This is a genomic window from Paenibacillus sp. GCM10027627, from assembly GCF_042675505.1.
GTDB lineage: Bacteria > Bacillota > Bacilli > Paenibacillales > Paenibacillaceae > Pristimantibacillus.
This window is the reverse complement of sequence record NZ_JBHTHB010000003.1, coordinates 377,443-390,759: the sequence shown is the minus strand read 5'-3', so window position 1 is coordinate 390,759 and position 13,317 is coordinate 377,443. Positions and strand designations below refer to the sequence as shown.

Here is a 13,317-nt window from a genome sequence, read left to right as displayed (position 1 = left end):
CTAGCAGTGCTTCTGGAGATACTGGCACTAAGTGGGTCAGACTTAGCAGTAACAGATAGAGAGAAAGAGTTTATCGTTTGGTTGAATCAAACATACATCCAAGAGGCGTTCGAGCAATTGGCCCGCGACAAAACGGTCGTCATTATCGCGCATCGACTGCATACCGTGAGACGTGCCGACCACATCGTCGTCATTGACGACGGTAAGGCGGTGCAGAGCGGCACGCATATGGAGCTGCTCGCAAGCGGCGGCATTTACCGCCGTTCTGGGAGGAGCGCCGCCGGGCGCAAGGTTGGAAGCTGCGCAGAACGCCTGAAGAGGTTAAAATTTAATTTTGCCTAATCATTATAAGTATAAATTCGTAACGGGAGCGGCCTATCAAGGCCGCTCTTTTTTTGCTGACCATTGCTCTTTAAATAGTTAGAGTGCTCTCCGTCCCAGGACCGACACGAAAATACATCGCCTGCACGGTGTAACTCCATTTATTTTCTTTAGTATTTAATTTAACAATATGGAGGAAGTTACCAGTCAAACTAGAGGAGATGGAACGGTGATCAAGCTGATCGAATTCAAAAATGTCTCAAAACAATACAAGGTAGGAGAGGTACCGATTATGGCGCTTAATGGCGCCAGCTTTTCGATAGCGGAAGGCGAGTTTGTTGTCATTTTGGGGGCGAGCGGCGCCGGGAAAAGTACGATTCTACATCTGCTTGGCGGGATGGATACGGCCTCAGGCGGCGAGGTTTTCGTCGGCGATCAAGAAATTACCAAATGGAACGAAAAAGAGCTAACCCGCTATCGCGGCGAAAAGATTGGGTTTGTTTTTCAATTTTACAATCTCATCCCGAATTTAAACGCACTCGAAAATGTGGAATTTGCCGCCGAGGTATGCAAGGACCATTTAGATGCAAAAAACATTTTGCAGCAAGTCGGTCTGGCCGAACGAATTTATAACTTCCCGTCCCAGCTCTCAGGAGGAGAGCAGCAGCGAGTCGCTATCGCGAGAGCGGTGGCGAAAAATCCGCTTCTGTTGCTCTGCGATGAGCCGACTGGCGCTCTGGATTACGTGACAGGCAAGTCTGTCCTCAAGCTGCTCCAGGATTTGAATAGGGAGACAAAAAAATGCGTAGTGCTGGTCACCCACAATTCCGCCATCGCCCCTATGGCCGACAAAATTATTAAAGTCAAAAGCGGAAAAATCGAAAGCGTCACAATCAATAAACATAAACAAAGCGTTGAAGGGATCGAGTGGTGAAGATGAAGCTGCTTATTAAACTGCTGAGGGATATCAAACAGTCCGCCGGACAATTTTTAGCTTTTGTGCTCGTTATCGCAGTAGGCGCCTTTTTCTACACGGGACTTGTCACTTTGAGTGATAATTTGAGCGCTTACACAAAGGCCTATTTTAAAGAGCATAATTTGAGCGACCTACATGTTTACTACAGTCAAATTTCCAAACAGGAAGTGGCCGATTTAAGCGCAGCGGAAGGCATAACGGAAGGAGTACACAGAATAGAAGGACGCTACACCTTTGATGCCGCGCACTCTTTTGACAATGATAAAGCGACCCTCAAGGTTCATTCGATTCCTGAACAAAATGAAATTAATACAACCGCCATCCTGGAAGGCCGCCTTCCTTCGAACAAAGAAGAAATGCTGCTAGATTCCCGTTATGCCAATGAGCATGAGCTTACAATCGGCGATCAAATCCGCATAGGCGCGAACCAAAAGGAGTTAACCTTCACGATAAGCGGCCTCGGCGAAAACGTTGAACACGCTAAGAAGAACGATACGCAAGACCATCTAACCTACGGAATAGCCTACATAGCGGAAGGGGCCATCCCGGATATCGCCGGCGACTTCACTTACAATGAAATTATAGTTGATGCAAAAGAAGGCTACGATATCGGCCGACTAGGCGAAGCTATCGAGAAAAATTCAGAGCGGCTTGCATACTTAAGCCAAATAAGCAAAGAACGCACGTTCAGCTATTCGCAGCTAACCGCCACGATTCAAAACAACAAAGGGATGAGCTTCGTCATCCCGCTGCTGCTGTTTTTTATCGAAGCCATCATTTTATTCCTTACTCTGTCGCGGATGATAGACTCTCAAAGGAATCAAATCGGCATTATGAAGGCGTTGGGAGTAAACAATAGAAGCATCATGCTTCATTACATGGGATACCCTGTACTCGTTGGTATCATCGGCTCGATAGTAGGCTTTGCGATTGCCGCTTTTGTGTTTATTCCGTTGATCGTGGAGTCTAACGCTAATGCGTACTCGCTGCCGGGTATTCATTTTTCACTTTCGGCTTATTCTATCCTTCCCCCAATCATCATCTCTAGCGTCTTTGGAATGTTGTCCTGCTACCTAAGCGGCAGAGCGATTTTGAAGGAACGTGCGGCTCAAGCGCTCAGGCCCAAACCGCCTAAAGCGATGAAGAAAATACGGGTCGAAACCGTGCCGGGAGTATGGAACCGCCTACCCTACAGCTACAAGATTATTATGAGAAATATTTTTTTAAACAAACAAAAGGCTTTTGCAAGCTCGGTTGGGGTTGTCGTCAGCACGGTTTTGTTAATAACGGCGTTTGGCACCCAGACGGCTTTGCAAAAGGTAGCGAATCAAACAAAAGAGGTCTATACCTACGATTTGAGGGTGGATTATAAAATGGGTACGGGGCAGATTCCATCGCAGCTGCCGGCCGGTGTGCAAAACAGCTACTCGCTATCCTCTTACCCTATTGAATTTATAAAAGGTGACGAATCCGAAAAAGCGACCTTAATCGTGACGGAAAGAGAGAACAACCTGCTTCATTTTTTTGACACGCGGAAAGATAAAATCCCCTTAGAAAACAATGGGGCACTGGTTCCGAAGTCTTATGCCGATTCTTTTCACATTTCAGAAGGGGATATGATTGACGTCCGGTTTTCGGCGCCGGAGCTAAATCAAAAGACCGTCCAAATGAAGGTTCTCAAAATAACGACTCAATATTCCAAACCGTCCTTTTATATCACAACCGATTATTTAAAAAGCTTTGGTTTGGATTACAACCCAACCTCACTTTTGATGAAAGGGGACGACTCTATGGAACTGGCAAGCCTTCGCAGCTCTTTTGAACGGAATGCTTCAGTGGAGTCTATCTCGGATAAGAGCGATTTGGAGGAGTCGGCTCAGTATATTTTAAAGCAAAACAGCTTTATCTTTATCATGTTTATGATTAGCGCCGTTATCCTTTCCTTTGGGGCGATTTATACCATCTCTTCGATCAACATTTATGAAAGAAATCGCGAGCTTGCGACTCTTAAAGTGCTGGGCTTCCCGAAAAGTAAAATAAATAGGCTGATCTTTTTGGAAAATATTCTTTTAACCGTAGTTGCCGTTATCGTTGCTTTTCCTATCGGCAGTTTTATGTACGGGAATGTTGTGGAGGCGTTGTCCAGCACGCATCAGCAAATTCCGGACCAATTGACCGCATCCTCCATTCTGTTATCTATTGCCATGGCGCTGCTGCTCACTCTCTTGTCCAATCTGCCCCTTAGAAGAAAGGTGAGCCGGATCCATATGATTGAATCGTTAAAAAGCATCGAGTAGGCAAAAGGGAGCCGTGCTTTTTTTAAGCGCTTGGACTCCGATACAATTGGGGCCATTGCCGGAGGCCTTGCTGGAATCTATTATGGCTATTCTTCTATTCCTGCGGCCTATTCCGATGCCATTTTAATTAAGGAGCGTTTGGATGAAGTCACGCTTCGATTGTATGAGTTGAGGGTGGGAGAAGGAACGGCGGTTTAGCGAATCATTAACGATTGATCGTAACGTTTGGGTTAAAGCAAACAATCCCGTTCGCAGACCTTCGGGCGAGGTTATAATGAGGAAAATCATTACTCGGCAGAAGCTGCAAAGGAAGAGAAAATCGTGAAAAATAGATTAGATCATGACAGAGAAAAAAGCTTAAGCAAATTGATGACGAAGCTGCTTCGTCACACCCCCGAAGCCTTTGGCGTTGTTCTGGACTCTGCGGACGGATCGTGCCAGCTCAGTACGATGCTGAAAGCGATCCAGGCCCAGCCTAGATGGTCGTGGGTGCAACAGGAGCATATCGAACTGGTCGTCAGCAATTCGGATAAGCAGCGCTTTGAAATCGAGGGAGACCGAATAAGAGCGAAGTATGGTCATAGTCACGACAAAGTCCAGTATGCTCCCGCTCAGCCTCCGGCGACCCTCTATCACGGCACGAACAAAGACGCGCTGCCAGCGATATTAAAGGATGGACTGCGACCTATGAGCCGGAAGTATGTTCACTTGTCGGAGGGCACCCATTTCGCCACGCTTGCGGGCAGCCGCAGAGGGGAATTGGTTATGCTGGAGGTAGACACCGCAAATGCTGTGCAGCAGGGGGTTGTTTTTTATTATGCGGGCAATGAGGTGTGGTTAGCAGACCGTGTGCCGCCCACAAGCTGTTCGGTCGCGGGCTCGAAAGAAAGAGAATAAGGAGTATATGAACATGAAAGATTCAATTGTGGATATCGGCGTTAATTTGATGCATCGCTCCTTTCATTATGATCGTGAGCAGGTCGTGGAAAGAGCGTTGGCGAACGGCGTTTCGCCGCTTATTTTGACAGGAACAAGCCTCAGGAGCAGCACAGAAGCTGCCCATTATGCCGGACGTTACCCCGGAAAACTATATTCTACAGCGGGTATTCATCCTCATGATGCAAAAAATGGAAATGAGGACACGATTGCGAAGCTGGAGCAGCTCGCGGCTTTGCCGCAGGTGGCAGCCATCGGGGAGTGCGGTTTGGACTATAACCGTGATTTTTCCCCGCGGGACGTACAGCGCAAATGGTTTATCGAGCAAATTCAATTGGCGAATAAGCTGAATTTGCCGCTGTTTCTTCATGAGCGCGAAGCCTTTTCGGATTTTGTTGCCATTGTTAAGGAGCATGCGGTGCAAAAAGCGGTTGTCCATTGTTTTACGGGGACGTTGCATGAGCTTAAGACCTATCTCGAAATGGGCTTTTATATCGGCATTACCGGATGGATCTGCGATGAACGCAGGGGCAAACATTTGAGGGAGCTTGTTCGAATGATCCCCTCCGATAGGCTGATGATCGAGACCGATGCGCCGTTTTTAACTCCGCGAGACTTAAAGAACAAGCCGGCGGATGGACGGAACGAGCCTGCATTTCTGCGTCATATTGTTGAGACTGTTGCTCGTTGTACCGGCAAATCCGAAGTGGAGGTCGCTAAGGAAACGACGGCGACGGCAGTGGATTTTTTTGGCATCGGTTGACTAATCTCAGAACGGATATTGCAAGAGGTAAGTAAAGGGGCTCCGGATGATGTTTTGGAGCTTTTTTTATAGGAGAGCGAAGGGTGAAAGCATGCAACAAAGCGGAGATAGAAAGTGGAGGATAGAGCAGCTTTTGCACAAAATGAAGTCCAAACAAAAGCCCGCTTATTCCAGCTTACTTGAGGAGTGCGTGGAGGCTTTAGGAGAGGGCACTATCGTTTTGTCCGATCAAACAAGCGATAAGATGAGCGAAGAGTTGTCAGATGCCTACTGTTTCACAGCTTGGGGGAAATTCAATTGGTCTAAAATTCCGAACCAGTACCATGTAAACAATGCTGCTGAAGTAGTGACTGCTTTGAATGTTTTAAAAATGGATGTGGAGCTTCCTGTTTTTATCATTTGGGACGGTGATCATCCTGTTCTAGAAACAAAATGGTTAAACGTAATGGATGCCATCGATGATGTATTGGCAGTGGATTTTAACACTTATATTTATTGTCCTAATCATTACGTTGTTGAGTTTTACCGTGGCAGTGAAATTACGATTGGCTGGGTATGATGACATGATAATTGATCAGATTAATAATTAGCGTCCAACAGGGAAATCTGGAGTGGGACAACCGGAGAGAAGTGTGACATGCTGTTGTCATACTTCTTTTTTTATAATAAATGTAGTGACTATATGGTTTTGGGAAGGAGATTGCGTAACGCAATGGAAGTTGAAAATCTCATTGAAGCAAAAACGAGGGAAGAGCTGAGAGCTTGGCTGCGGGACAACAGCAAGACGGAAAAGTGTTGCTGGGTCGTCGTAAGCGTGAAGCCAAAACCGAATACGTTGCTTTATTTGGATGTGGTGGAAGAAGCTTTGTGCTTTGGATGGATCGACGGCGTGAAAAAGAAAATATCCGAAACAGAGCAAGGGCAAAGACTGTCTCCTAGAAGCAAAAAAAGCAACTGGACCGAATTGAACAAAGAACGTGTCCGCCGGCTCGAAAGAGTGGGGCTCATGACGGATGAAGGAAGAAAGCGGCTTCCCGATATGGACCCGGACGCTTTTCAAATCGATAAAGATATACTGCAAAGGCTGATGGAAGATATTGAAGTTTATGAAAACTTTGTAGCTTTCCCTGCCCTTTACAAAAGAATTCGGATCGACAATATCCAAAGCTTTAGGAACCAGCCGGAGCTCTATAACAGCCGATTAGATAAACTTATTGCTCATACTAAAGAAAATAAAATGTATGGGCAGTGGCATGATAACGGACGGCTGCTGGAAGGTTAGGATGAGCTTGTGATACAGTGGATGTCTTTTAGAAAAGGACTGTTTTGTCGTATCGGAATTCACTATAATGGAAATATTGGTACAAGCATGTTTTAGAAACGATTATATAAAAGGGAGTGCATTACGATGATTAACAAGGTTGGTCAGATTATGGTTTATGTCAATAATCAAGACGAAGCTGTGAAGTTTTGGACGGAGATTATGGGATTTGCGGTTGTTGCGGAAGAGGATAACGGCCAAGGCTTCAGATGGATTGAGGTTGCTCCTTCCAAAGACGCAGCTACCAGCATCATTTTGCACAGCAAGGAGTTTGTAGCGAAAATGAATCCGGGCATGAACCTAGGTACGCCTTCCCTCATGTTCTTCTCGGATAAGTTTGATGAGCTGCACAGCCATTTGACGGAGAAAAAGACGACAGTCGGCGACATCGTAGAACTGCCTGGCGGCCGAGTGTTCAATTTTGCGGACTTCGAAGAAAACTATTTTGCCGTAATGGAAAAAAAGTAATCGCATAAATTAACAAAGAGGGGGAGCATGCGCTTCCCCTCTTTGTTAATGCAGAAGTTTAGTTCTTGTTATTGTGACTTTCATTGCTGCCGCTGCCACTCCGAGCGAATGACTGCTAAATGCCAGACATCCTCAAACGTTCCCCATTTCAGCACTTCATGTTTTGCGAGCCCTTCTACGAGCAGTCCCGCTTTCTCCATTACTTTTTTGGAGCCGATGTTTCTGGCAAAGCACCTGCCCTTAATTCTTTCAAGGCCTAAAATGTTAAATCCAAATTCGACTATCGCTTGGCAAGCTTCGGTTGCGTAACCGGCATTCCAATAGTCGGAATGGATAAAATAGCCGAGCTCTCCGTTCCGGTGCTCCGCCGACACGCTGACAAACCCGCAGTTGCCGACATAGACGTTCGGCGATTCCTTTTTGAACAATCCCCATTCATAGGCTTTGCCTTGCTCAAAGTTCTCGTTCGCGAATGAAACCCACCAGTCGGCGGTTTCTCTCGGGTAAGGATGAGGGATCGAGACGGTCGTTTCGGCAATTTCGCGTCGTCCGGCAGCCTCGAATACCGCCTCCGCATCTTCCTTTTTGTAGCGCCTCAACAACAACCTATCGGTTTCTAAAGTATTTGGAATAACCTTCACGAGGATCAACCCTTTCGACGTAGAAACTGTTTTTATAGTTTACAGTTGTCGAAACATTCTGTCTAATGTTGATTCCGATAAACGGAATAGATGGAATGCAACCTGTCGAAAATAAAAGCTTGTTTCTCAAAAGTGAGACCGATCCTCTCGGCTACACGAATGGAAGCGGAATGCTCAGGGTCAATGATGCTGATCAATTTGGCCAGCCCCAATGTATAAAACCCATAATCGCGGCATGCCTTGGCCGCTTCCGTTGCCAACCCTTGCGACCAATATTTTTTATGGAGATGGTAGCCGATTTCCGTTTCTTCTTTGTCGTCTACTTGCTGTTTAATCAATCCGCAATCTCCAATGACTTCGCCCGTTTCTTTCAGGCACATCGCCCATAATCCGTAACCGTCATGGATATACCGGTTTTGATTTTTTTCAATCCAGTGCTCTGTCTTCTCCCAATCAAACGGGGCCGGGTAAAACGCCATCGTCTCGGCATCGGAGAAAATCGGATGCAAGGAAGCGGCATCCTCCTGCCTGAACTTTCTAAGCAGCAGCCTTGGCGTCTCTACGATTGTCACGAAATTTCCCCCTCTTATTGAAATGGTTCAACTTGCAGCAGCTATGATTATAAAGCTTATACACAATGATTTTCAAATATTGGTAACAAGGAAGGGTTTCAGGCATTAAAATTCGAACTAAATAAAGATGAAACGGAGGGATATTTACTTGAGCGGAGAGATAACAACCATTATACGTCCTTTCAGGCTGGGGGAAGAGCGATATGTAATAGAGTCTCATTATGACTTTTATCGGCGGGAGCATCAATATGATCTCTCTTTTAAAAGGTTTGTAGAAGAGGGGGTCCGGCAATTTGTTCTTTCATTCGAGCCAGGTAACGATCAGCTATGGGTTATTGAAAAAGGCGAACGCCTAAAAGGCTCTATCGCCATTCAGCGTATCGCGGCGGCGGAGGCTCGGTTGAGATGGTTTTTGATCGATCCGGAGTTGGCGGGACAAGGATATGGAAAAAGATTGTTGGAGCTTGCGACCCTCTTTTGCCGAGATAGCGGTTGCGAGACCATTGTGTTGGAAACCGGCAGCAAGCTAGTACGGGCGAGGGAACTCTACTCCAAAAGCGGCTTTGTTCTCTTAGAGTCCAAAGAGCAAATTTTGTCCAATCAGCTTTTAGTAACAGAGCACTGGCGCAAAGATTTAAAGCTCGGTTAGAAGGGTGACTTGTCATTCTATCGGCGATTGGAGTTCGAGCTGATCGTTTGTTATACTAGAAAAGACGCCGCTTTTACTAGTGCAGCGTGGAATTTTTACGGAAGGGAGGGAACAGAATTGAAAAAGAAGTCATTGAAGTCGTTATCCAAAGGCATTGGGCATGCGCAGGCTATTTTTTTCGCCTCCGCAAAAAGCGGGAGAGGTGTGCCCAAAATTGGATATTGGCGACGATGATTTCGTGAGCGGATTTTCCGTTCATGGATGTTGGTGACGGTTACTATCACCACGGGTCGCATGCCTGTGGTGGCATATATAATGATGTACACACCACAGGCGGCTTGGCTTGCGGTGTTTTTTGTGTTTTCAAAAATAAGGAGGAGATTCAAGATGAGAATGGACGGAGAGAGAATTGCAGTTAGAGCGGTACAACTAAAGGATGCTTCATCGCTTCTGGAGCTGGAGGCCGCAAACCGCGATTTTTTTCAATCGTTTACCGGGCTTAGGGACGATTCCTTTTATACTGTACAAGGGCAAGAGGAACGGATCAGGGAGTTGCATAAGTTGGCAGAAGATGACCGGGGCTATTTCTATCTCGTTTGTTTGAAACAAACGGATGCCGTCATCGGCGAGGTTATTCTATCAGAGGTTGTACGGGACAATCTTCAAGGATGCTGGATCGGCTACTTTTTGGATCGGGAGCATAATGGCAAAGGTTATATGACGGAAGCCGTAAAGCTGGTCGTCCGGCATGCGTTCGAGCAGCTTGGCCTGCACAGAATCGAGGCGGGAGTAATGCCGCATAACGGAGCATCCACTCAGGTGCTGCTGAAGGCCGGGTTTGCGAAGGAGGGCATATCCAGGAAAAACGTAAAGATTAACGGAAACTGGGAGGATCATCAGCTGCTGGCTATTATTGAGGATGATTTGAGAGAAAAATAGGCTTGTCCGTGAAAAAAACGAAGCTTTCCCAAAACCCGCAAAAGCGCGACGCTATGCGGGTTTTGCTCCTTCTCCGGCATAGTCTTTTATTTTTCTTTTATTGGAGGGGGCTAGAATGAAGGAGGAACAAACCGTTCGGGAGGCAGATAACGTGAAAATGAAAAACAGATTAGTCCACATCGGACTAGCCATTCTATTAATAGTAGGGGGTATGCCGGCAAGCTTACTCGGGTTCGGCGGCCATACGGCAGCGAATGGCGCAACCTTTTCGGGAAGCGGAACATCCGCTGACCCTTATTTAATTGAAACGGCTGAACAGTTTAACGCTATTCGCGGCTCGTATTTGGGACAAAATCTTTATTTTAAGCTCAATAGCTCTATCGATCTAAGCAGCTATGCAGAGGGTGCGGGCTGGGAGCCGATTGGAACTAATACAAATTTCTTTGAAGGCCATCTGGATGGCAACGGATTTGAAATTTCGGGCCTCAAAGTGGACCGGGGAAATCACACTGGATTGTTCGCCAGCATCGGAATGAGGGCGACAGTCCAAAACGTGAGGTTAACAGGGGTTCATGTAAAAGGCGACTATTACGTCGGAGCATTGACCGCTGTCAATTACGGGAACGTAATAAACAGCTCCGTTTCAGGAATAGTGTCCGGCAATTTTTCTGTGGGCGGCTTAATTGGGGCTCAGTATGGAGAAGTTCGCAACAGCTATTCTTTTGTAAAAGTGAGGGGAATTGAGTATATTGGCGTATTAGCTGGCAACAACTCCGGAAAAGTTTATAGCAGCTATGCATCCGGAGAGGCAGAGGGTAAAAATGCGGGTGGTCTCGTAGGCTACAATAGTTATGGAGACATTCACGATAGCCATTCTGCCAGCAAGGTGAGCGGAAGCACTCAAGTAGGAGGTCTCGTAGGTACCAACAATAATGGCATCATAAATGGCAGCTACTCATCCGGGGAAGTCAGAGCAAGCACCTACGTGGGCGGTCTGGCCGGCTTAAATAGCTATGCAACGATTCAAAACAGTTATTCCAGCGCCAAAGTGTTTGGAAACCATATAGTCGGCGGTTTGGTCGGTTTGCTTACCGACTCAAGCATAATTGAGAACAGCTATGCTTCGGGAAGCCTGCGAATGAAAGATTATGTCAGCATTTGGGGGGGCCTCATCGGAGACAACTATTCGCCTGGATCGGCAGTGGTGACAAATAGTTTTTACGATACGGAGGCAACGGAACAATCCGTCTCGGACGGGGGCACAGGCAAAACGACGGAGGAAATGCAAAACTTGGCAACCTATGATGACGGGGGCTTGGGAGCGTGGGACTTCACCACGATTTGGGGAATCGATCCGGCTTACAACGGCGGATATCCTTACTTGAGAGGCGCTCAGGCTTTCATCAGCTACGATGGCAATGGACATGCCGGGGGGAGCGTGCCGGGATTGCAATCTTTTGTACCGGGGACGGCAGCCGCTATTCATTCGGGAACGCATGGGTTTGTAAAAGCGGCCGCTCTGTTTGACGGATGGAATACGGCGGCGGACGGAAGCGGGAGCAGCTATAGACCGGGCGATTTTGCCGCCTTTCCGGCGCATGCCACTTTGTATGTGAAGTGGCTGCCGGCCAGCGCTGCGGCAACGATCGCTTCTTCGATTGGCGTAGTCAGCGCGGGAGGAACGGCAAACGAAAGCTTGACGAAAGTGACCATCGGTACGTCGGTGGCCGAGCTTAAAGCCGCGATTACCCCTGCTGCGGGTGCAACGTTCGACATTTATGAGGCAGACGGCGTAACAGCGGCTACTGAGGTTGAGAATGGGAAACTTGTGGTGGTAACCGCTCAAGATTTGATAGCCAAAACGACTTACACAGTGTCCGTGGCAAGCGGTGCAAAAGAGTTGATCGACTACAGCATTCCAGAACAGGTTCAGGCGGCGGTTATCGATAGGGCTGCGCGAACGGTAACGGTTACTGTTCCTTACGGCACTGAGCTGGGGCAACTAGTGGCGAGCTTTACCGTATCTCCGGATGCTGCGGCGAAGGTGGGGACTACCGCGCAAATTAGCGGTACAACGGCCAACGATTTTACAAATCCGATAGTCTGGACGGTGGAGGCCGCGGATGGCAGCGTGCAGAGCTGGACGGTTACGGTCACTGTGGCCCCTAACCAAGAGGCTACATTGCGTTCTTCGATTGGAACGGTCAGCACGGGCGGCACGGCGAACGAAACGATTGTTAGCATTCCAAGCGGAACAACGCTTGCTGCGTTGAAAGCGGCAATTACTCCAGCGGAAGAAGCGACGTTTGAAGTATACGATGCCGACGGAACTACAGTGGCAACCACTCTTGCGACAGGGAAAAAGGTTATTGTGACCGCGCAGGACGGCACGACAAAAGTGACCTACACGGTTACAGTGAACGCAGCTCCACCTGTTGTCATCCCGCCTCCCGGCGTTGTTAGATCGACGAATGGAAAATTATCCATTCCTGCCGGGTCTTCCGGGGAAGTGAGTCTTGACGACAGAATCTTCGTTTCTATTCCGGTTCAAACGGCAAAAGCGCCATTTCAACTGACGATTGAAAGGGTAACGGCTCCTGAGCGGCTTTTAGCCGAAGACGATGCGCTCTTAAGCGGAGTGTATGAGCTGTTAAAAAGCTTCCAAGCTAACTTCCAACCGGCGGTTTCGATTACGTTAACTTTTGATCCCGCTAAGCTGGAGAATACGGAAACAGCTGCCGTATTCTATTACGATGAAGCGGAGAAACGCTGGATCGAAGTAAAGGGCGGAATCATAAGCGGCAATCGGATTGCAATCAAAGTGGATCACTTCACGAAGTTTGCCGTATTTGCGGCAAGCAAGGATGAAACGGGCCAGCAGCCGGAATGGAGCGATATTGCCGGACATTGGGCGGAAGCGTCTATTCATCAAGCTGTAAAAGATGGCATTGCGAGCGGATATCCGGACGGCACGTTCAGGCCTGATCGCGATGTGACTCGCTCTGAATTTACCGTACTGCTGATGAATGCGCTGAACAAACATAATGGCGCTGCAGAGGCAGCGAATACTGAGCTTCCTTTTGCCGATTCCGCGAAAATAGGGGCATGGGCGAAGGGGGCAGTAGCGCAAGCTTTGCAGGCCGGCTATATTAGCGGGTACGGCGACGGCACCTTCCGTCCGAACGATGTCATCACACGGACCGAAATGGCGGTTATGGTGGCTAAAGCTTTTGGCCCCTCGCCGATTGCTTCGGCTTCCACCGGATTTTCCGATGATGGAGATATCCCGTCATGGGCGCGAGACGAGGTGGCGGCGATCCGCGAAGCGGGCATTTTGCAAGGCAAAGAAGGGAACCGGTTCCATCCTCATGCCTCTGCGACGAGAGCGGAAGCGGTTAGCATTTTGTTGAGAGCGGCAGTCGAAAAGTAAGACG

General features: G+C 47.9%; 14 protein-coding genes. 12 read left to right on the top strand and 2 right to left on the bottom strand.

The features are described 5' to 3' along the window. Positions 1–81: 81 nt before the first annotated feature. The 9 genes from ACFQZE_RS13645 to ACFQZE_RS13605 all read left to right on the top strand — a co-directional run bounded on the left by ACFQZE_RS13645 (position 82) and on the right by ACFQZE_RS13605 (position 7,082). On the top strand, positions 82–342 hold the full coding sequence (locus ACFQZE_RS13645; RefSeq protein ID WP_379357785.1) for a hypothetical protein: 261 nt from the start codon (positions 82–84) through the stop codon (positions 340–342). Positions 343–550: 208 nt separating this feature from the next. Then, positions 551–1,255, top strand: a complete 705-nt coding sequence (locus ACFQZE_RS13640) for an ABC transporter ATP-binding protein (protein WP_379357783.1) — start codon at positions 551–553, stop codon at positions 1,253–1,255. Positions 1,256–1,257: 2 nt separating this feature from the next. Next, on the top strand, positions 1,258–3,594 hold the full coding sequence (locus ACFQZE_RS13635) for an ABC transporter permease (RefSeq protein WP_379358225.1): 2,337 nt from the start codon (positions 1,258–1,260) through the stop codon (positions 3,592–3,594). 30 nt (positions 3,595–3,624) lie between these two features. After that, on the top strand, positions 3,625–3,792 hold the full coding sequence (locus ACFQZE_RS13630) for an ADP-ribosylglycohydrolase family protein (protein ID WP_379357781.1): 168 nt from the start codon (positions 3,625–3,627) through the stop codon (positions 3,790–3,792). Positions 3,793–3,915: 123 nt separating this feature from the next. Then, positions 3,916–4,491, top strand: coding sequence for an RNA 2'-phosphotransferase (locus ACFQZE_RS13625; RefSeq protein WP_379357779.1), 576 nt, complete (start codon positions 3,916–3,918; stop codon positions 4,489–4,491). Positions 4,492–4,504: 13 nt separating this feature from the next. Continuing rightward, positions 4,505–5,293 carry a TatD family hydrolase gene (locus ACFQZE_RS13620; RefSeq protein ID WP_379357777.1) on the top strand — a complete coding sequence of 263 codons (789 nt, stop codon included), beginning with the start codon at positions 4,505–4,507 and terminating at the stop codon, positions 5,291–5,293. A 46-nt stretch (positions 5,294–5,339) separates the two neighbouring features. Continuing rightward, the gene (locus ACFQZE_RS13615) at positions 5,340–5,852 is read left to right on the top strand and encodes a CDI toxin immunity protein (RefSeq protein ID WP_379357775.1); all 513 of its coding nucleotides are present in this window, start codon (positions 5,340–5,342) and stop codon (positions 5,850–5,852) included. A gap of 153 nt (positions 5,853–6,005) precedes the next feature. After that, the gene (locus ACFQZE_RS13610) at positions 6,006–6,575 is read left to right on the top strand and encodes a YdeI/OmpD-associated family protein (protein ID WP_379357773.1); all 570 of its coding nucleotides are present in this window, start codon (positions 6,006–6,008) and stop codon (positions 6,573–6,575) included. Between the two features lie 126 nt (positions 6,576–6,701). Beyond that, positions 6,702–7,082 (top strand): VOC family protein, encoded by a 381-nt coding sequence (locus ACFQZE_RS13605; RefSeq protein ID WP_379357771.1) that lies wholly within the window; start codon positions 6,702–6,704, stop codon positions 7,080–7,082. An 80-nt stretch (positions 7,083–7,162) separates the two neighbouring features. Here ACFQZE_RS13605 and ACFQZE_RS13600 read toward each other — a convergent pair whose 3' ends face one another. Next, entirely contained in the window at positions 7,163–7,723 is a 561-nt protein-coding gene (locus ACFQZE_RS13600; RefSeq protein ID WP_379357769.1) for a GNAT family N-acetyltransferase, read from the bottom strand. A gap of 62 nt (positions 7,724–7,785) precedes the next feature. Further along, positions 7,786–8,295, bottom strand: a complete 510-nt coding sequence (locus ACFQZE_RS13595; protein WP_379357767.1) for a GNAT family N-acetyltransferase — start codon at positions 8,293–8,295, stop codon at positions 7,786–7,788. A gap of 148 nt (positions 8,296–8,443) precedes the next feature. Here ACFQZE_RS13595 and ACFQZE_RS13590 point away from each other — a divergent pair, with 148 nt between their 5' ends. From ACFQZE_RS13590 to ACFQZE_RS13580, 3 genes are all read left to right on the top strand, one after another. After that, the gene (locus ACFQZE_RS13590) at positions 8,444–8,944 is read left to right on the top strand and encodes a GNAT family N-acetyltransferase (RefSeq protein ID WP_379357764.1); all 501 of its coding nucleotides are present in this window, start codon (positions 8,444–8,446) and stop codon (positions 8,942–8,944) included. A gap of 387 nt (positions 8,945–9,331) precedes the next feature. Then, complete coding sequence (locus tag ACFQZE_RS13585; protein WP_379357762.1) at positions 9,332–9,883, top strand: GNAT family N-acetyltransferase; 552 nt, start codon at positions 9,332–9,334, stop codon at positions 9,881–9,883. A gap of 115 nt (positions 9,884–9,998) precedes the next feature. After that, positions 9,999–13,313 (top strand): S-layer homology domain-containing protein, encoded by a 3,315-nt coding sequence (locus ACFQZE_RS13580; protein ID WP_379357759.1) that lies wholly within the window; start codon positions 9,999–10,001, stop codon positions 13,311–13,313. Positions 13,314–13,317 lie beyond the last annotated feature (4 nt).

Bases quoted from the DNA above. Each gene is read 5' to 3' on its own strand.
- ACFQZE_RS13620 (WP_379357777.1), top strand. From the start codon at position 4,505: ATGAAAGATTCAATTGTGGATATCGGCGTTAATTTGATGCATCGCTCC.
- ACFQZE_RS13615 (WP_379357775.1), top strand. From the start codon at position 5,340: ATGATGTTTTGGAGCTTTTTTTATAGGAGAGCGAAGGGTGAAAGCATG.
- ACFQZE_RS13585 (WP_379357762.1), top strand. From the start codon at position 9,332: ATGAGAATGGACGGAGAGAGAATTGCAGTTAGAGCGGTACAACTAAAG.
- ACFQZE_RS13580 (WP_379357759.1), top strand. From the start codon at position 9,999: ATGAAGGAGGAACAAACCGTTCGGGAGGCAGATAACGTGAAAATGAAA.
- ACFQZE_RS13605 (WP_379357771.1), top strand. From the start codon at position 6,702: ATGATTAACAAGGTTGGTCAGATTATGGTTTATGTCAATAATCAAGAC.
- ACFQZE_RS13610 (WP_379357773.1), top strand. From the start codon at position 6,006: ATGGAAGTTGAAAATCTCATTGAAGCAAAAACGAGGGAAGAGCTGAGA.
- ACFQZE_RS13635 (WP_379358225.1), top strand. From the start codon at position 1,258: ATGAAGCTGCTTATTAAACTGCTGAGGGATATCAAACAGTCCGCCGGA.